The 19,370-nt window shown below is 71.3% G+C and carries 13 protein-coding genes; 10 read left to right on the top strand and 3 right to left on the bottom strand.

Going from position 1 to position 19,370, the window contains the following annotated elements:
- Positions 1 to 30: 30 nt before the first annotated feature.
- Positions 31 to 2,130: an FG-GAP-like repeat-containing protein gene (locus OV079_RS56615; RefSeq protein WP_267775064.1), complete on the bottom strand. Its 2,100-nt coding sequence runs from the start codon at positions 2,128 to 2,130 to the stop codon at positions 31 to 33.
- Between the two features lie 51 nt (positions 2,131 to 2,181).
- On the opposite strand from OV079_RS56615, the gene OV079_RS40620 reads away from it, so the two are divergent.
- The 3 genes from OV079_RS40620 to OV079_RS40610 all read left to right on the top strand — a co-directional run bounded on the left by OV079_RS40620 (position 2,182) and on the right by OV079_RS40610 (position 6,518).
- The gene (locus tag OV079_RS40620) at positions 2,182 to 2,559 is read left to right on the top strand and encodes a hypothetical protein (protein WP_267775063.1); all 378 of its coding nucleotides are present in this window, start codon (positions 2,182 to 2,184) and stop codon (positions 2,557 to 2,559) included.
- Between the two features lie 547 nt (positions 2,560 to 3,106).
- Positions 3,107 to 5,434: a DUF4215 domain-containing protein gene (locus OV079_RS40615; protein ID WP_267775062.1), complete on the top strand. Its 2,328-nt coding sequence runs from the start codon at positions 3,107 to 3,109 to the stop codon at positions 5,432 to 5,434.
- Positions 5,435 to 5,690: 256 nt separating this feature from the next.
- On the top strand, positions 5,691 to 6,518 hold the full coding sequence (locus OV079_RS40610) for a hypothetical protein (protein ID WP_267775061.1): 828 nt from the start codon (positions 5,691 to 5,693) through the stop codon (positions 6,516 to 6,518).
- Between the two features lies 1 nt (position 6,519).
- Here OV079_RS40610 and OV079_RS40605 read toward each other — a convergent pair whose 3' ends face one another.
- The gene (locus OV079_RS40605) at positions 6,520 to 8,028 is read right to left on the bottom strand and encodes a flavin-containing monooxygenase (protein WP_267775060.1); all 1,509 of its coding nucleotides are present in this window, start codon (positions 8,026 to 8,028) and stop codon (positions 6,520 to 6,522) included.
- A 280-nt stretch (positions 8,029 to 8,308) separates the two neighbouring features.
- On the opposite strand from OV079_RS40605, the gene OV079_RS40600 reads away from it, so the two are divergent.
- The 7 genes from OV079_RS40600 (at position 8,309) to OV079_RS40570 (ending at position 18,828) form a co-directional block, all read left to right on the top strand.
- Positions 8,309 to 9,415, top strand: a complete 1,107-nt coding sequence (locus tag OV079_RS40600) for a hypothetical protein (protein ID WP_267775059.1) — start codon at positions 8,309 to 8,311, stop codon at positions 9,413 to 9,415.
- A 130-nt stretch (positions 9,416 to 9,545) separates the two neighbouring features.
- Entirely contained in the window at positions 9,546 to 10,286 is a 741-nt protein-coding gene (locus OV079_RS40595) for an alpha/beta hydrolase-fold protein (RefSeq protein WP_267775058.1), read from the top strand.
- A gap of 62 nt (positions 10,287 to 10,348) precedes the next feature.
- Positions 10,349 to 11,950 (top strand): FAD-binding oxidoreductase, encoded by a 1,602-nt coding sequence (locus OV079_RS40590; protein ID WP_267775057.1) that lies wholly within the window; start codon positions 10,349 to 10,351, stop codon positions 11,948 to 11,950.
- Positions 11,951 to 12,242: 292 nt separating this feature from the next.
- Entirely contained in the window at positions 12,243 to 12,719 is a 477-nt protein-coding gene (locus OV079_RS40585) for an RNA recognition motif domain-containing protein (protein WP_267775056.1), read from the top strand.
- A gap of 231 nt (positions 12,720 to 12,950) precedes the next feature.
- Complete coding sequence (locus OV079_RS40580) at positions 12,951 to 15,158, top strand: M28 family peptidase (RefSeq protein ID WP_267775054.1); 2,208 nt, start codon at positions 12,951 to 12,953, stop codon at positions 15,156 to 15,158.
- Positions 15,159 to 15,280: 122 nt separating this feature from the next.
- Positions 15,281 to 17,998: a DUF4215 domain-containing protein gene (locus OV079_RS40575; protein ID WP_267775052.1), complete on the top strand. Its 2,718-nt coding sequence runs from the start codon at positions 15,281 to 15,283 to the stop codon at positions 17,996 to 17,998.
- 104 nt (positions 17,999 to 18,102) lie between these two features.
- Complete coding sequence (locus OV079_RS40570; protein ID WP_267775050.1) at positions 18,103 to 18,828, top strand: hypothetical protein; 726 nt, start codon at positions 18,103 to 18,105, stop codon at positions 18,826 to 18,828.
- 158 nt (positions 18,829 to 18,986) lie between these two features.
- Here OV079_RS40570 and OV079_RS40565 read toward each other — a convergent pair whose 3' ends face one another.
- Positions 18,987 to 19,340: a hypothetical protein gene (locus tag OV079_RS40565; protein WP_267775048.1), complete on the bottom strand. Its 354-nt coding sequence runs from the start codon at positions 19,338 to 19,340 to the stop codon at positions 18,987 to 18,989.
- Between the last annotated feature and the right edge of the window lie 30 nt (positions 19,341 to 19,370).

Below are 19,370 nucleotides of genomic sequence, written 5' to 3'. Positions count from 1 at the left end.
GGCGAGCGCCCGACGCTCGCCTTTCGCTTTTCACCCCGGCAGCGGGCACTGACCGGTGCCGCTGGCCGAGTTGTTGTCGACGCGGCACTCGTGCCACGCGTGCATCGGCATCGCGTCGTCGACGACCACCCACACCACGGACGAGCCGTCGAGCACCCCCGGCGGCGCGTTCGGCAGCAGCAGCGTCACGTCCTCGGCCTCGGCGGGGTACAGCACCTTGGTGGTCACGCCGCTCCCGAGCGGCGCCCCGCCGTTCATCGGGTCGCCCTCGAAGAAGTGGACCGGCACCCCGGCCGGCACCGACGCCTCGCCGACGTTGCGCACGCGGCCGACCAGCCCGTACGGGTCAGGCTCGCACGACAGGCGCAGGTCGACGATCAGGTCGGGCGCCGCGAACTCGCCCTCGGGCTGGACGTTCTGGCGGTAGTTGTTGAGCCCGGGCGTCAGCCAGTTGGTCGGCTCGATCGCCGGGATCTTCCCGCCCTCCTCGGTGTTGGTCACGTGGTACGCGTGCTGGTTCCACACCCGCCGCGTGCGCACCCACTGGCCCTCGCTGTCGCCGAAGATCCGCACGCCCGTCTGCTTGGTCCCGTCGCAGGTGATGCCCGAGTAGTTGTTCGACACCGCGACGATGTCCGCGTGGCCGTCGCTGTCGACGTCGGCGATCACCGGGTACTCCTGCAGCGTGCCCGTCGTGTTGCAGGTGCTCCACAGCTCCTCGCCGTCGCTGCCGCGGTAGACGCGGAGGCGGATCTCGTCGGAGTAGACCACCTCCGCGCTGCCGTCGCCGTCGAAGTCGAACACCGACGAGCCGGTCGACGCCGACGAGCAGTCGCGCGTCTGCTTGATCCACATGAACGTGTCCTCGTCGGCGACGTTCGGGTCCATCAGCTTCTTGCCGTCGAACACCGCGTAGCCGACCCCGCCCGCGACCGCGACGTCGGGCGTGCCGTCGCCGTTGAAGTCGGCGATCGTCGGCGGCCCGCCGCCGCGCAGGTTGCCCGCCGAGCCCTCGGGGCACAGATCCGGCGACAGCGCCCCGTTGATGTCGATGCCAGCGCGGAGGATCTGCGCCCCGTTCATCGCCTGCGGGTCGTGGCGCCACAGCAGCAGGTGGTGCGGCACCGTCATGCTGTTGGCGTTCGAGATCACCGCGACCTCCGGCTTGCCGTCGAGGTCGAGGTCAGCGATCGCGGGATAGGTCCCCTCGAGCCCGGTCGTCGCCAGCACCCCGCCGGCCGCGTTGAAGGCCCCGCGCGAGTAGACGATGTCGAGCTGACCGTCGCTGTCGAGGTCGGCCGCCATGTTGTGGCCGCCGACGCCGAGCATCAGCTCGGTCGCCCCGGTCGCCCCGTCGAGCACCGCGCCGGGCACGATCACCTCCGGCTTGCCGTCCTGGTCGAGGTCGGCGATCGACACGAAGTGACACGCCCCGGTGTACGTCGAAGTCCACAGCGGCTGGCCATCGCCGGTGAACGCCCGCGTCTTGCCGGTCGTCGAGCAGGCCACCAGCTCGTTGCCCGGCAGGCCGTCGATGTCGCCGCCCGCGAGCTCGCGCCCGGGCGCGATCGGGTCGACCATCCCGGCGTTGTAGGTCCACTTCTCGACGATCTCGCCGCCGACGATCGAGATCACGCGGATCGTCCCGTTCTCCTGGTACACCCCGCCGACGAAGGTGGTGAACGCGATCTCCGGGATGTCGCGCTCGTCGACGATCGCGTCGCAGTTGTCGTCGTCGAGCTGCACGACGATCGGCGTCATCATCACCGTGCCGGCGTCCCAGTGGTACTTCACCGACGGCGTGAACTGACCGGCGCCCGGGATGTACTGACAGGTCGCCAGGCACGTCGGCGGGTCGCCCGGGTCCTCGCCCTCCATGCACTTCGGCGGCGACGGCAGGCACTTGCCCGTGGCCGGCACGATCCCGCCCATGCACATCTCGTCGCCGCCCATCATCGCCGGCTCGCCGAGGCTGTACTCGCAGTACTCGTCGTCTTCGCACTCGCTGGCGTCGATGCACGAGTCGCCCGGCGTCACGCAGGTGTTGAACGAGCAGATGTCGCCCTGCGGGCAGCACACGTCGCCGCACGCGTGGTCCTCGTCGGGGCAGCACGCCTCGCCGATGCACACTCCCCCTTCGCCTCGCAGTCGGCCGGGCACACGCCCGCGGTCGTCTCGCCGGTGCTGCTCGTCGTCGTCGCCTCGCCGGTCGCCGTCAGCTCGCCAGTCGTCGCCTCGCTGGCCGACTCGCTCATCCCGCCCTCGCTCGTCGACGTCGGCGCGGTCATGGTCGTCGCCGCCTCCGTGTCCGTCCCGGTCGGCGCGCTCGCCCCGGTCGTCGTCAGGCCGCCCGTCATCGTCAGCCCCGCGCTGTCCGTCCGCCCGTCGTCACCACACCCGCTCAGCGCGCCGCACAGCGCGGTCGTCCAGCCCAGTCCCCGCAAGCTCGTCATCATGCCGCGCAAGGTACAGACGCCCCCGCGACCGGGGCAAGCCGACCGACGCGCGCGCCTGCTTGCACACCGCGTCGGCTGCGCCTCGCTCGATAACGATCGATGAAGCCCCTCCTGCGAGGACGGCGCGCGAGACGTGGTGCTTGGTTCATGTCTGAAAAGACATGTCGATCGACGTCCCCCGCTGCGCCGCATGCCCGCGCCGCAGACGGTCCTCTCGCTCGAGCTCGGTGCCGGTCGAGCCTTGCGCGCGCGAGCGAGCCGCGAAGCGGAGCGACGCGCTTCGCATGCTCCAAGAGACAGGTCATTTCGAGGCGGATCCGCCGCCGCCCCGACGACCATGCGACCCGAGCCGCCCGAGCCTCCGGTCCCCGCTGCGACTCAGTACCCCTCCCGAGCTCCAACTGCGGATCGCCCATACCCCCGCGCAAGGGAAACCGCGCCGGTCCGCGGCCCCGTGCGCGCGAGTGCGCCCCGTGATTCGGCGCCCAGCGGCAACGCAGGCGCCGCTGGTGCCCACAGACCCCGCTCTGATATCCAAGAGAGGTCTCTGGGCCACATTGCATGGGTTTGAGCGGGTTGGCGCGGGACGTGGAGGAGTCATGAAGCGATCGATCATCCGAATTAGCGATTGTACGGCTGTCCTTTCGACCATGTTGTTCATCGGCGCCTGCGGGCAGACCGATCCGACCGCCAGCGGCGGCGCGACCGACGGCTCGTCCGGCACCGACGCGCAGACCAGCACGGGCGCGCCGATCTCGACCGGCCCCGACCCGACCTCGACCGGCACGCCGCCGACCACGACGATGGGCATGAGCGGCACGACCAGCGGGCCGACCACCACCGACGCGTCCACGACCACCACCACGACCACCGGCGACACCGAAACCACGACCACCGGCGAGCCCGATCCGGTGTGCGGCGACGGCCACGTCGATCCGGGCGAGGCCTGCGACGACGGCCCCGACAACGGCGCCGGCAAGCCGTGCAACCTGCAGTGTCAGAGCAACACCTGTGGCGACGGCGACCAGGGCCCCGGCGAGGAGTGTGACGACGGCGCCGACAACATGGACTCGAACAGCTGCAAGGCCGACTGCACCAACAACGTGTGCGGCGACGGGGCCGTCGGTCCGGGCGAGGGCTGCGACGACGGTAACGACGACGACGCCGACGACTGTACCAACGCCTGCGCGCTCGCCAACTGCGGCGACGGCATCGTCGCCCCGACCGAGCAGTGTGACGACGGCAACGCCGACAACACCGACGATTGCACCGACACCTGCACCGACGCCATCTGCAGCGACGGCCACGTGCAGGACAGCGTCGGCGAGGAGTGCGACGACGGCAACGACAACGCCGACAACGCCGCCTGCACCACCGCCTGCAAGCTCAACGTGTGCGGCGACGGGGCCCTCTACAACACCGGCAGCGGCGTCGAGGAGTGCGACGACGGCGTCGACAACGGCCCCGGCAAGGCCTGCAACGCCGACTGTCAATTCAACACCTGCGGCGACGGCGACCAGGGCCCCGGCGAGGCCTGCGACGACGGCAACATCGACCCGGGCGACGGCTGCTCCGCCACCTGCAAGCTCGAGGAGTGCGGCAACGGCACCCTCGATCCGGGCGAGGACTGCGACGACCAGCAGAACGGCGACGACGACGACGGCTGCACCGACAGCTGCGAGCTCCCGGCCTGCGGCGACGGCATTCATCAACCCAACGAGGGCGAGCAGTGCGACCTCGGCGGCCTCAACAGCGACAGCGGCGCCTGCACGGTCGCGTGCAAGCTCGCCACCTGCGGCGACGGCCTCGTGCAGGCCAACGTCGAGCAGTGCGACGACGGCGCGGCCAACGGCCCCGGCAAGCCGTGCAACGCCATGTGCAAGACCAACGTCTGCGGCGACGGCGACAAGAGCCCGAGCGAGGCCTGCGACGACGGCAACCAGAGCAACGACGACGCCTGCACCAACGTCTGCAAGCTCGCCACCTGCGGCGACAGCTTCAAGCAGCCCGGCGAGGAGTGCGACGCCGGCATGAACAACAGCAACACCGGCGCCTGCACCCTCGCCTGCAAGAACCCGGTCTGCGGCGACACCTTCGTCCAGCCCGGCAAGGGCGAGCAGTGCGACGACGGCAATCTGTCGAACAACGACGCCTGCCTCAACACCTGCAAGTCCGCCACCTGCGGCGACGCCATCGTCTACCAGGGCGTCGAGCAGTGCGACGACGGCAACCAGAGCAACAACGACTTCTGCAGCAACCAGTGCTTGTCGCCCACCTGCAGCGACGGCGTCAAGAACGGGACCGAGACCGACGTCGACTGCGGCGGCTCCTGCGGCAAGTGTGGCCTCGGCGGCTCGTGCCAGAGCAACAGCGACTGCGCGCAGCAGGCCTGCGTCAACAATGTCTGCACATTGACGAAGAGCTGCAAGGAGCTCAAGCAGGTCAATCCATCGCTCGGCGACGGCGATTACACCATCGACCCCGACGGCGCCGGCGCGATCCAGCCGCTCGGCGTCCACTGCGACATGGACGCCGGCGCTTGCGGCTACACCATGGTCCGCTTCAACGACGGCGCGCTCGGCAGCCACCAGGACGCCTACACCAACAAGTGCGCCGCCGTCGGCATGGAGGTCATCGTCCCGCGCACGAAGGCCCACGCCACCGCGATCGTCGGCTGGAACGGCGGCGTCGTGCCCAACCTCTACAACGTGTTCCCCAAGTACGTCGGCGCCCAGTACATCACCAACTGGATCGGCCGTTGCCAGGGCCAGCCCTGCGACTTCTGGATGACCGACAACGCCCAGGGCAACGTGTCCTGCCTCGCTCCGCCGGCCTCGTTCGAGCCGAACGGCGACAACCTCCTCAATTATCGCATCTACAAGTGGAACGAGGGCTGCGGCATCGAGGGCGGCTGGAACGACGCCAACGCCTCGGTCATGTACACCGGCTGGGTGATCTGCTCGACCAACGACTGCTGACCGCCCGGACCTGGTGCATTCGCGCTTGCCTCGCGCCGGCGGCCCGCGCGGGGCGACCCTCCCGCGCCTGCGCGGGCCTGTGACCGGGCACCCGTCCGCGCCGCAGGATCCTCTCAATCGCCGTTGCGCGAGTCCTCGCAATCACCTGTCCGCCCCGGTCGGCGGGTGATGACATTGTCCGCGCTCGCCGTCGCGCGGCCTCGCGCGCCTGCCCACAACTTGACCGGGCCGCGCACCCGGGCGCACCCTCGGGCCAGTGCTGTCGCCCCGCCTCGCCGCGATCCGTGCCCCGATCCTCGTGATCTGGCTCGCCGCGGCGGTGCTGGCCGCGATCGATTTCCTCCGCGACGTCGAGCCCGCCCACGTGCGCCTCGCCCTCTTCATCGCCACCGTCGTCGTCGAGGTGCTCGCGCTCGCCACCGCGATGGCCGGCCGGCGCGCCCTCGCCGGCGACGACCCGACCCGCGGCGCCAGCACTGCGATCTGCCTCGGCCTCGCCCTGCGCGTCGCCGCCGAGCTGCGCCTCGGCCTGATGTACTTGGCGGCTGTCCCTTCGGTCATCTTGAAGCACCCTGCCCTCGCGGACGCCTTCTTGTACGGTCTGCGCTATCTCTACATCGCCGCCGACCTCGCCCTGCTGCTCGGCGTCGTCCGCACCCTCCGCGGTCTGCGGCGCAGCGGTCTCGGCATTCGCACGCGGCCGCGCGACCTGCTCGCCGTCCTCCTCGTCGTCCCGCTGCCGCTCGCGGTCTACGCATTGCAGGCGGACGTCGTCCCGACCCCTTCCGACCACGGCATCATCACCTTTCGCCTGCTCGCCGCCAGCGTCGGCGCGCTCGCTGGCGGTTACTGCGTCGTGCTCGCGGGCGCCGCCCTGCAGCTCGGCGGCACGTGGGCGTGGATCTGGGGCGCCGCGGGGGTCGCCGGCATCGCCCGCGCGCTGTCCTTCGTCGCCGCCGCCGCCGCCGACCACGCGTTGCCGCGGGCCGGCGCCATCCTGCTCGAGCAGGGCCTGCTATGGACATTCGCCTGCGCGTGGCTGCTGGTCACCGCCCTGCACTGGCAGCACGTGCGGCGGGTCTGAGTCACGTCGACAGCGGCAGCGGCCGCCGCGGCCCGGCCTCGCGCGAGCGCTCGTACTCCTCGAAGATCCCGGCGTAGTCGGCCGCCGTGTAGGGGGCCGTCAATTCGGCCAGCAGCCCGCGCTTGCGGTACGGCGACACCCCCAGGTCCGACAGCATCACGTCGAGGTACTGGTGAAAGCGCGTATTGATGGCACCCGAGCGCGCCGGTTCGAACAAGATGTTCGCCCGCTTCCATTGCTGCACCTCCGCCATTTGCCGCTCGATCTCCGGCCCCGGCGGCAGCTCGAGGTCGCCGCGCAGGTACGCCCCCAGCCACAGCATCGCCACCTCCACCCCGGGCACGTGCAAAAACCCGTGGTTATGGCCCGCGAACGCCAGCCGCGGCGCCTTCGGATGAATCACGTGACGATACAATTGCACCCCGTCCGGCTCCGCCTCGAGCAAATCACGGTACTCCTGCGGCAGGAACGGGAACTGCGGCGACCGCGAGCCGGTCGACACCACCACCAGGTCGCACGCCAGCTCGCGCCCGTCGGCCAGCCGCAGCCCGCGCGGCGTGTACCCGACCGGCTCTCCGCGGTGCGGCTCGATCTGCCCGCGGATCACCTGCCGGTAGTAGTTGTCGGGCGCCACCGCCACCGCCGAGCGCATCTCGAACGGCACCGGCGACCCCGGGATCAGCGTCGTCATGCGGCGGCGCACCTCGGGGTCGCGCCACAGCCCGTGCAGCCCGGCCTCGGCGCGGAGGATCCCCGCGATCAGCGCCCAGAACCCGCGCACCAGCGGGCGCAAGCGCGTGTGCAGCAGCCGCTCGGCCGGGGTCGGATGGACCCACGCCGGGATCATCGCAGTGCTCGCGCGCATGAACATGAGCCGCGTCCCGAGGACCCCGAGGACCTTGCGCGGGATCAGCCAGCGCGGCTCGCGGAACACGTGGTCGACGTGCGAGCCGCGGGCCGCCGCGAAGCTCGCCATGTCGACCGCGGACTTGCCGAACCCGATCACCGCCACCCGCTTGTTCGCCAGCACCGACAGATCCCGGACCTCGCGGTCGGACAGCACCTGTCCTGGAAAACATGATCTGTCGGCCAGCTCTGGCCTGTGCGGCGCCTGCGTGTATTGCCCGCTCGCGACCACCACGAAGTCGAACCGCTCGCGCCGCGGCCCCGCCGGCGTGCTCAGCTCGAGCGACCAGCCGTCCTCGCGGACCTCGCTGGCGCGCACCTCGTGTTCGGTCCGCACGTCGAGGCCGAAGTGGGCGATCGCGGCCTCCATGTAGCGCATCAATTGTTCGCGCGTCGGGTGCAGGTCCGGCGCGAACGGCCACGGGAACTCGGCCAATCGATAGTGTTCGGCCAGGTTTTGCAGGCGGACCTCCGGATACGCCACCGCCCATACACCGCCCGGCCGGGGTCCGCGCTCGAACAGCACGACCTCGTGGCCGAATCGTTGCAGCATCCGGGTCGCCGCGATCCCGGAGATCCCGGCGCCAATCATTGCGATCTTCATCGGCTTTAGTGTGGGTCGGTTCGTCGGCTGGATGGCCGCATCTTACCGTGCCTCGCCTCACGCCGCATCTCGCTCCGGCAGCGCCGCGATTCCGCGCGAAGATCCGCGCCCTGGCCCATTGTCACTCCCATCATTGTATTTGCGCGATCGCCCGGCGCCCTCGCGAGTTCTGTGGCGTCGCGGACCCACGGTTCAGGTCACACGCCATTGGTCGGCGAGCCCCGCCCTGTGCGCTGATACGCGCCCGTCCGCTCCGCTCACCGCGCTAAGGTGACGCCCCATGCCCCGTCGTCCCGCGCGCCTCGCCTCTGCCCTGCTGCTCCTCCTGTCGTGCGGCGGCGACGACCGCGACCCCGTCGACAACCCGCTCACCGATCCCGCCGAGGGCCCGCCCGCGGGCAACCCTGACGGCGCCTGCGACATCCCGGACGAGGCGCGGCCTGTCGACACCAGCGCGCCCGACCGCGTCGTCGGCGACGGCACCGCCGCCAGTTGCACGAGCGACGCCTTCATCGCCGCCGTCGAGCAGGGCGGCGTGATCACCTTCGACTGCGGCCCGGAGCCGGTCGTCATCACTCTGGATCGCACCGCCAAGATCTTCAACGACACCGGCCCGGAGATCGTCATCGACGGCGGCGGCAAGGTCACCCTCTCGGGCGGCGGGGCGCGGCGGATCCTCTATCAGAACACCTGCGACCAGGCGCAGCGCTGGACCACCGACCACTGCGACGACCAGGACCACCCGCGGCTCGTCGTCCAGAACCTGACCTTCGTCGACGGCGACGCCCGGAGCGAGGAGGACGGCGGCGGCGCGATCTTCGTCCGCGGCGGCCGGTTTCGCGCCGTCAACACGCGCTTCTTCAACAACGCCTGCGCCGACACCGGGCCCGACGTCGGCGGCGGCGCGATCCGGGTGTTCGACCAGCACGAGGATCGCCCGGTCTACATCGTGAACAGCACTTTCGGCGGCGCGCCCGAGCTCGGCAACGTGTGTTCGAACGGCGGCGGCCTGTCGAGCATCGGCGTCTCGTACACCGTGATCAACAGCCACTTCTCGCACAACCGGGCCATCGGCGACGGCGCCAACCCGGCCGAGAGCGGCACCCCCGGCGGCGGCAGCGGCGGCGCGATCTACAACGACGGCAACACCTTCACCCTCTCGCTGTGCGGCACCGAGGTGCGCGACAACCACGCCAACGAGGGCGGCGGCGCGATCTTCTTCGTCAGCAACGACCGCAGCGGGACCCTCGCGTTGACCGACTCGCTGCTGTGCGAAAACCCCAGCGACGGCTTCGAGACCGCCGGCTTCCCCGGCATCTTCGTGCTCGCCGCCGGCGACCCGGCGGTCACGCGCAGCACCCTCGCCGAGACCTGTCCCGAAGGCTAGGTCCCGCCGCGGCCGCCCGGCCCCGCCTGCCCCGGTCGCCCCTGGACCGGCCCGATTCGCCCGTCCGGGCCCCGCCGCGGCCGACCCTTGCGCCCGCCCGACGAGCGCCGGCATCATCGAGGCCGCACGCATGCACGCCCGTCACTTGATGCTCGAGAGCCCCGCCATGGGGCGCAAGGTTCACCTGTGGTGTTACGGCCATTACGGCCCGCCCGTCATCGCCTTCCCCTCGGCCGCCGGCTTCGCCCACGAGTGGGACCGCCACGGCATGTTCGAGGTTTTGGGCCCGCTGGTCCGCGCCGGCAAGGTCAAGTTCTACTGCCCGGAGAGCAACGTCTCCCAGGTGTGGACCGACAAGGAGAGCTCGATCGCCGCGCGCATGCAGCGGCACCGCGCCTACGAGGGCTTCATCCTCGACACCCTCGTGCCGTTCATCCGCGAGGACTGCCGCTGGGAGGGCGCGCCGATGACCGCCGTCGGCTGCAGCCTGGGCGGCACCTACGCCGCCCTGTTCGCCCTCAAGTACCCCGAGACCTTCCGCCGCGTGCTGTGCATGAGCGGCCGCTACCTCACCACCGAGCTGACCGGCAAGCACCCGGACTCGGACCTCTACTTCAACAACCCGCTGGCCTTCGTCCCCGGCCTGCACGGCGAGGCGCTCGAGCGACTGCGCCGCAACACCCACCTCACCCTCGTCTGCGGCCGCGGCAAGTGGGAGGAGGGCTGCATCGAGGAGACGATCGCCCTCGGCCAGCTGCTCGAGGAGAAGGGCATCCCCAGCGTCACCGACATCTGGGGCCGCGAGTCGCGGCACGACTGGGACTGGTGGCAGCGCCAGGTCGCCGTCCACCTGCCGCGCCTGCTCGGCTGAAGCCTGTCGCTTCGGCCATGTCCCATCGAACCTGTCCCTCCGCACCTGCCCCTTAAAACATCATGCGCCAGAAGCTCGTCGACCTCCTCACCAAGTACCGCTCGCTGCTGCTGGTCGGCGTCGGCCTGCCGGTCGGCTTCGTCTTCGACGCCGTCCTGCGGGCGCGGGCGCGGGCCTACGAGCTGCTCGGCGCGGCGCCCGAGCGCCACGACGAGAAGGTGCGGGAGATCCAGGAGCAGGTGCGGCGCTGGGCCAGCCAGCCGGCGAACGAGCGCAAGCCGATGTGCACCGACCGGCGCACGTGGATGAACCTCTCGACCCGCTTCGAGCCCAAGCACACCTGGCACAAGGTGCGCATGGGCGCGCTGCGCGACGTGCTCGGCCTCGACGAGCAGGCGCGGACCGTCCGCGTCGAGCCGTTCGTCACCGTCGGCCAGGCCATGCGCTTCCTGGCGCAGCGCGGCTACATGCTGGCGGTCCACCTCGAGATCGCCGACGCCACCATCGGCGGCCTCGCCCTGGCCGCCGGCATGACCACGCACTCGCACAAGGTCGGCATGTTGTTCGAGACCGTGGTCGCCTACGAGGTCGTGCTGGCCGACGGCAGCCTCGTGCGCGTGACGAAGGACAGCCACCCTGACCTGTTCCGCGCCATGGGCTGGTCGCACGGCACCCTCGGCCTGCTGGTCGGCGTCGAGCTCGCCGTCGTCCCGATCAAGAAGTACGTGCACATGCGCTACGTCCCGGTCCACTCGCAGCAGGGCTACTGCGACGAGATGTACCGCCTCGCCAACGCCGACGACGCGCCGCACTTCCTCGAGGCCACCGTCTACGCCAAGGACCGCGCGGTGATCATGTGCGGCGACTTCGCCGACGAGCCGGAGGGTCCGGCCGAGCGGGCCAAGATCAACCACGTCGGCCGCTGGTACAAGCCGTGGTTCTACAAGCACGTCGAGACGTTCGCCGAGCGCGGCGGCGACGAGTACATCCCGCTGCAGGACTACATCCTCCGCCACAACCGCAGCATCTTCTGGGTGGTGGCGCACATGATCCCGGAGGGCAACCACCCGCTGTTCCGCGCCCTGCTCGGGTGGATGATGCCGCCGCGGATCGCCTTCTTGAAGTTCTCGACCACCCCTGCGGTGCGCAAGATGACCTTCACCATGCAGGTGTTCCAGGACATCGTCCTGCCGATGAGCGCGATGAAGCGCGCGATCGACCTCGTGGACGAGCGGTTCGAGATGTTCCCGATCTTGCTGTACCCGTCGCGGGTGTACGACCACGGCGAGGCCGGCGGCCAGCTGCCGCGCCCGTTCCCCGAGGACATCGTGCCCGGCAAGGACTACGCGATGTACTTCGACCTCGGGGTCTACGGGGTGCCCGGGCCGATCCAGCGCGGCCTGCCGTTCAAGACGGTCCACGCGATGCGGGCCATGGAGGCGTTCACCGCCAGCGTGCGCGGCTTCCCGTTCCTCTACGCCGACACCTTCATGACCCGCGAGGAATTCGAGGTCATGTTCGACCTCCGGCTGTACCGCCAGGTCCGCGAGCGCTACGGCGCCTCGGCCGCCTTCCCCGACCTGTACGACAAAATCCGCCCCGAGGTCGACGTCCTGGCCGTGCTCGACGAGGAGCGCGAGCTGGACACCACCCTCGCCGACTGAACCCTCACGCCCGGGTCCGCTGGCCCGGCGAGGCAGCGAACGGCCGTGCACCACCGTTCACCCCCGCGGCGTGCGCCGGCCCGTCCCCCGCTTCGTTGCGCGCCCGCGAACCTCGTGGTATCCCACGCGCGCACAAACGTTTCTGGCACTCGGCTCATTTGCACGCTCGTCTCTGAGTTTGTATCGGTCCTTGTCTCCGGCGACGCTGACCATCGTGGCGCGGCTCCCACGGCGGTCGGGGTGTGAACACGGGGCGAGAGCGCCCACGAGCCGCACGCACGAGACGACGCACATGAGCAACCGACTGTTCGTAGGTAACCTGTCCTTCCAGACCACCGAGGAGGACCTCCAGCAAGTTTTCGCAGACTTCGGCGAGATCGCCGAGATCCGCCTCGTCCTCGACCGTGACACCGGTCGCTCCCGCGGCTTCGCCTTCGTGGCGATGGCCGACGACGAGGCCGCCAAGCGCGCCACCGAGAGCCTCAACGGCCAGATGCTCGACGGCCGCCCGCTCCGCGTGAACGAGGCCGAAGAGCGCCGCGATCGCCCGGGTGGCGGCGGCGGCGGCGGTGGTAACCGCTCCTTCGGCGGCGGTGGTGGTGGTGGCGGCCGCGGCGGCTTCGGCGGCGGCGGCGGCGGTGGTGGCTTCGGCGGCGGCGGCGGCGGTCGTGGCGGCTTCGGCGGCGGCGGCGGCGGCGGCCGCGGCGGCGGTGGCCGTGGCGGCGACCGTGGCGGCCGCGGCGGCGGCGGCGGCGGCGGCCGCTGGTAATCCAGCCCGTCCCTGACGACACTGAAGACGCGAGCAGGAGCCCCCGCTCCTCGCTCGCGTCTCGCGTTCGATTCCCCGACTTCGCTCGGCCCGCCCGGCTCCGCCCTCCCTCGGCCCGCACCGGTGGCCTCGCCGATCCGCGACCTCCGCGAAGCTGCCCTCGCCGAGGCCCCTCGCTCCGCGCCGAGCCCGCCGTCCGTGGCGGCGGTGCGCTATCCTGCGCGCACCGCCGTGTCCCCGCGCCGCCTCCGTCACGTCGTCCTCGCGGCCTGCCTCGGCGTCGCCACCCTCGCCCTCGTGCGCAGCCAGCCGCCCGCGCCCGCCGGCCCGGACGCGCCCCGCGAGACCTTCTCGGCCGCCCGCGCCCGCGACGAACTCGTCCGGCTGCTCGGCGACGAGCGCCCGCACCCGGTCGCCTCGGCCGCCAACGAGGCCGTCCGCGCGCGCCTGGTCGCCCGCCTGCGCGCCCTCGGCACCGAGCCCGAGGAGCAGCGCGGCTTCGCCTGCAGCAGCGGCGGCAACTGTGCCCCGGTCACCAACGTGATCGTCTGGCTCCCGGGACAGGTCGCCGGCCCGGCCCTGGCGATCACCTCGCACTACGACTCGGTCGGCGCCGGCCCGGGCGCGGCGGACGACGGCCACGGGGTCGCGACCGCGCTCGAGCTGCTGCAGATCTTGCTCCCGTTCCCGCGCCGCCCTCCGCTGGCGCTGGTGTTCACCGACGGCGAGGAGGCCGGCCTGCTCGGCATGCGCGCCTTCGCCGAGCACCCGCGCGCCCGCGAGATCGGCGTCGTCCTCAACCTCGAGGCCCGCGGCACCACCGGCGCCTCCAGCATGTTCGAGACCAGCGACGGCAACAGCGCCCTGATCGCCGCCTTCGCCGGCGCCGGCGCGAACGCCCTGTCGCTGTCCTACGAGATCTACCGCCGCCTGCCCAACGACACCGATCTCACCGTCCTCAAGGAACATGGCCTTCAGGGCATGAACTTCGCGTTCATCGGCGGCGTGCTGCGCTACCACACCCCGCGCGACGACCTCGCCCACCTCGACCTCGGCAGCGTGCAACAGCAGGGCGCCGCCGTCCTCGCCACCGCGCGCAACCTGCTGGCCACCGATCTGCCGCCGCCGGCCCCGCACAACGCCCACTACGTCGACCTGCTCGGCCTCGTCCTGCTGCGCTGGCCCGCCTGGCTCGACGTCCCGCTGGCCGCCGCCGCCCTGCTCGCGCTGCTCGTCACCGCAATCCTGCGCCGCCGCGAGCTGTCCGTCCGCGCCGTCCTGCTGGCCCTCGCCGCCCCGTTCGTCGCAGTCCTCGCCGCAGTCGCCGCCGCCACCATCCTCCTCTTCTCCGCCGAGGCCCTCACCCGCCCGCTCGGCCCCTGGTGCGCCTCCACTTCGACGGCTCTGCTCGGCCTCGCCGCCGCCGCCCTCGCCGCCGCCCTCGCCGCTGCGCGCCCGCTCGTCCGCCGCGCCGGCCCGCTCGCCCAGTCGCTCGTCACCGGGTCGCTGTGGACCGGCCTCGGCCTCCTCGTGGCCACGCAGATCCCCGGCGCCGCGATCTTGCTGCTCGCCCCCGCCGTCCTCGCCGCCCTCGCCCCCGCCTCGCGCCTCGCCCCGATCGCCGCCGCCTTGCTCGCGGTCGCCGTCTGGGCCCCGCTCGCCCCGGCGCTGGTCGAGGCCCTCGGCCTGTCCGCGCCGCTCGTCGGCGCCACAGTCGGCTGGCTGTGCACCGCCCTGCTCCCCACCTGCGCCGAGGAACCTGGCGAAAAGACCCTGTCTCTCTGGACATGGTCTTTCGCGCTGGTCGCCATCCTCGCCGTCAGCCTCGCCGCGGTCGCCCCGCGCCACGACATCGACCACCCGGCCAGGGCCAACCTCGTCCACCTCACCGACCTCGACGCCGGCCGCGCGTGGCACGTCGTCGAGGCCCCGGCCGGTGTGCCGGAGCCGCTCGCCGCCGCTCTCGCGTGGGACGAGCCGCGCCCGCTGCTGCCGTGGTCGAGCCGCGCCGTCCCCTCGGCGCCCGCGGCCCTGCTCGGCGACGCCGGCCCGCGCCTCGAGCTGCGCGCACCGGCCGAGGGCGACCCGCCCGGTCGCGCGACCATGACCTTGCGGGCCCGCCCCGGCGCGCTCGCCTCCATGCTCGTGATCCCCGGCGGCGCCGTCGCCACCCTCCGCGTCGGCGGCCGTGTCCTCGACGTGACGGCGCTGCGACCTGGTCCTTCGGACACCCGCATCGTCACCGTCTTCGGCTGCCCGGCCGAGGGCGTCGAGGTCGTCGCAGACATCACCACCGCCGCGCCGTGGACGATCGTCGACCTCGCGCCCGGGCTCGCGCCCGACGCCCCTGCGAGCGCCCGCCCCGAGTGGGCCGTGCCCTATCAATGGGGTGATTTGATCGCCGCGCGACGGAGCTTCACACCGCTCGCCGCGCAATGATTCGCCGTCGACCTTTCGCGCCCGGAAGATGCTCGCGCGCTTGCGAGCGCGCGCTCGCGTTGCTGCTAGACGATCGCCCGTGGTAGCGTCGCCTCGCTGGAGGCTTGGAGAACATGAAGGGCTTGAGGTTTATCTTTGGCTTGGCGACCTGCGTGTACTTGACGGCGTGCTCCGACTCGACCGCCACGACGACGGACACTGCGAATACCGACACCACGACCGAGAGCACGACGTCGCAACAGACCACGACCGGCGGCCCGACCACCGGCCCCGACCCGACCACGGGCGTCCCGACCACCTCGCTGCCGACCACCACGAGCCCGACGTCGACCACGACCTCCACCGACACGACCGACACGACCGCGACCACCGACCCGCTGACCACCACGCAGGGCACCACCACCTCGACCACCACCGACGGCGACACCGACACCACGACCACCACCGGCGGTCCGGTCGCCGAGTGTGGCAACGGCATCGTCGAGGACGGCGAGGCCTGCGACGACGGGCGGGAGAACGGCCCCGGCAAGGCCTGCAACGCCGAGTGTCAGACCCAAGCCTGCGGCGACGGCGACGTCGGCCCCGGCGAGGAGTGTGACGACGGCGCCGGCAACGGCGACATGAACAGCTGCAAGGCCGACTGCACCGACAACGTCTGCGGCGACGGTGCCGTCGGCCCGGGCGAGGGCTGCGACGACGGCAACGACAACGATAACGACGACTGTACCAACGCCTGCGCCCTTGCGACCTGCGGCGACGCGATCGTCGCGGCCACCGAGGCGTGCGACGACGGCAACGCCGACAACACCGACCTCTGCACCGAGACCTGCACCAACGCCGCCTGCAGCGACGGCTTCATCCAGGCCGGCGTCGGCGAGGAGTGCGACGACGGCACCGACAACGCCGACGACGCCGACTGCACCACCACCTGCAAGGCCGCCACCTGCGGCGACGGCCACGTGTGGAGCAGCGGCGGCGGCACCGAGGAGTGCGACCTCGGGGCCGAGAACGGCCCCGGCAAGGCCTGCAACGCCCAGTGTCAGCTCAACGTCTGCGGCGACGGCGACCAGGGCCCGGAGGAGGCCTGCGACGACGGCAACCTCGACAACGGCGACGGCTGCAACGCCATCTGCGGCCTCGAGGAGTGCGGCAACGAGGTCCTCGACTTCGGCGAGGCCTGCGACGACGGCGCCAACGGCGACCCCGACGACGGCTGCACCGACAACTGCGCCTTCCCCGACTGCGGCGACGGCTTCGAGCAGCCGAGCCTCGGCGAGGAGTGCGACCTCGGCGCGAACAACAGCGACAGCGGCGACTGCACCCTCGCCTGCCTCTCCGCCGCCTGCGGTGACGGCCTGATCCACGCCAACGTCGAGCAATGCGACGACGGCGCCAACAACGGCCCCGGCCAGGCCTGCAAGGCCGACTGCTCCGCCAACTTCTGCGGCGACGCCGACGTCGGCCCCGGCGAGGCCTGCGACGACGGCAACCAGAGCAACAACGACGCCTGCACCAACGTCTGCAAGTTCGCCACCTGCGGCGACGGCTTCGAGCAGGGCACCGAGCAGTGCGACCTCGGCGACCTCAACGACAACCTCGGCCAGTGCACCCTCGCCTGCAACCTGCCCGACTGCGGCGACGGCTTCGTCCAGCCCTCCAACATGGAGGAGTGCGACGACAGCAACATGTCGAACACCGACGCCTGCCTCGACACCTGCAAGGACGCCGGGTGCGGTGACGGCTTCGTGTGGGCCGGCCAGGAGCAGTGCGACGACGGCAACCAGCTGCAGACCGACGCCTGCCTCAACGGCTGCATCAACGCGGGGTGCGGCGACGGCCACGTGTGGGCCGGCCAGGAGCAGTGCGACGACGGCAACCAGATCGACAGCGACACCTGCACCCACCTGTGCAAGCCGCCCGCCTGCGACGACGGCATCAAGAGCGGCGCCGAGACCGACGTCGACTGCGGCGGCGGAACGTGCGGCAAGTGCCCGGCCCAGAGCGCGTGCCTCCAGCCCAGCGACTGCATCACCGGCAACTGCGTCGCCAACGTCTGCGCCCCGCCGCAGTCGTGCAAGCAGATCCACACCGGCAACCCGGCCCTGCCGAGCGGCAAGTACACGATCGACCCCGGCTTCGGCCAGCCGCCGTTCGAGGTGTGGTGCGACATGGTGACCGACGGCGGCGGCTGGACCGTCTTCCACGCCAACACCGGCGCCGGCAACGAGCAGCCGCTGACCGGCAACGTCGAGAACCTCGCGGGCAACCCGATGCAGTTCCAGTACTACAGCGTCAGCCGGCTCAAGAAGGCCGGCCTGAGCCTGATCTCCACCGAGTCCATCTTCGTCCGCCAGTCCCCCGCCAACGTGTGGCTGAAGGTCAACAAGCCGGCCTTCACCTCCAACATCGCCCTCCCCAACAAGAACTGGAAGGGCGCGGTCAACATCACGGTCAGCGGAGGCACCAACGCCACCGGCTTCATGGCGTGGAGCAACGCCGACAACAACTACAAGGGCGGCGACTTCGGCATCACCGCCTCGCCCGACGGCCAGGTCACCTGCCCGAACCTCGTCCCGCCCGGCGCCACCACCGTCCAGGGCTTCACCAACGCGGTCGGCGAAGCGTGGGCGCTCAACGCCTGCTGCGAATTCCATTACCTGTACAGCCGCACGACCAAGGAAGCCAGCAACCCCGACCTGGGCCTGCCCGACGTCGACGCCGGCTACGACGCCGAGATCCCGCTCGGCGCATGGACCAAGACGCCGGCCGGCGGGGACGTCGATTGCAACAACGCCAGCGGCGACGGCGGCGTCCTCAAGTTCTACGCCGCCATGCGCTGAACTACGCGGCTCCAGGCAGGCGGGCAGCGATTGGCCCGCCTGCCCGATCGGCGTCATGATCCCTCGATCATGCCCGCCGAAGCCCCCGCCTGCGCGAATCCACCTTGCAGCTGCTCCGCCGCGCAGTGGGCCGCCCGGCCCACTGGCGCGACAAGCTCGGCCGCCTGGCGGTCGCGCTGCGCGGCTGGGCCGACGCGCGCGCCGTCGATCGGCGCCTGCAGCACCTGCACGCGCTCGGCCGCCTCGAGGCCCCGCTGCCCACCGCGATCCAGCGGATGGTCGGCGCGATCGACATGCTGCGCTTCTTCCTCGTCCCCTGCGCCGCCACCTACTATTCACAAAAGAACATCCACTTCGGCTTCCACACCTTGTTGCGCGCCCTCGAAGACCCGGCCTCGATGGTCGACCCGCTCGGCCTCCACAGCGCCCGCGACACCGTCGTCCACCATCTTTTACAAGTCGTCCACGCCAACCCCGACTACGACCTGCAATTGCTCGAGTCCTTCCCCGACGGTTTAATAAAGTTCGAGGCCGAGCTGGAGGCCCTGCTCGCCGGCACCCACGCCCGCGCCGCCGAGCTCGCCGCCACCGTCGAAGATCCGGCATACCACGCCCGCCTGCTCGCCCGCCTCCGCGCCTTCCGCCGCCGCGTCGCCACTCCCCTCCTGTGCGACGAAGTTTTGAAGGACCCGCGCTACATGCAGCTGGAGCGGGTGTTCGGCGACCTCACCTCGACCATGCGCTACTTCTCGCGCCTGCCCGCCACCCCGCGCGGCGCCCTGCACCACCTGCTCACGGTCCGCAGCTTTCCGGCCCACCTGGCAGGCTGAACCGAGGCCGGGGAGGCCCCGCCGTGCCGAGAATTTCACCGGATGTCCGAAGAGACATCCATCGATCGACCCAGCCTCTCGGCGCGCTGACTCGGCCCTCGCCGACCCGCGGACGACTCGAGGGCGCTGCCCGCATCCTCGCGCCGGACTGAGCAGCGTCACTGCCTCGCCTGCGCCCGCCGCAGCAGGTTCTTCGCCGTCCCGCTGCGCTCCCGCCCCGGCCGCACCCACGCGATGTCGATCGTCGACGCGGCAGTCATCGCCTCGTCGCGCGCGGTGTCCGAGCCGAAGCCGCCCACCGTAGCGAACTCGCCGACGTTGTGCCGCGGCCGCTCGAACATGTGAAACACCGTCACCGCCAGCCCCTTCGCCTGCGCGTGGCGCTGGAACAGCAGGTCGGCCCCGCGCGCGTCCCCGACCACGAACCGGCACTCGCCCGCGCAGGCCGCCTCGATCTGCGGCACGTAGTGCGCCGCGAATTCCTCCTCCGTCAGGTCGAGGTGACCGGACACGTACGCGATCGTGAGCGCAGCAGATGACAT

This window comes from Nannocystis pusilla (assembly GCF_026626665.1).
GTDB lineage: Bacteria > Myxococcota_A > Polyangia > Nannocystales > Nannocystaceae > Nannocystis > Nannocystis pusilla.
The sequence above is the reverse complement of the archived record's forward strand: the minus strand, read 5'-3'. Positions and strand labels throughout refer to the sequence as shown.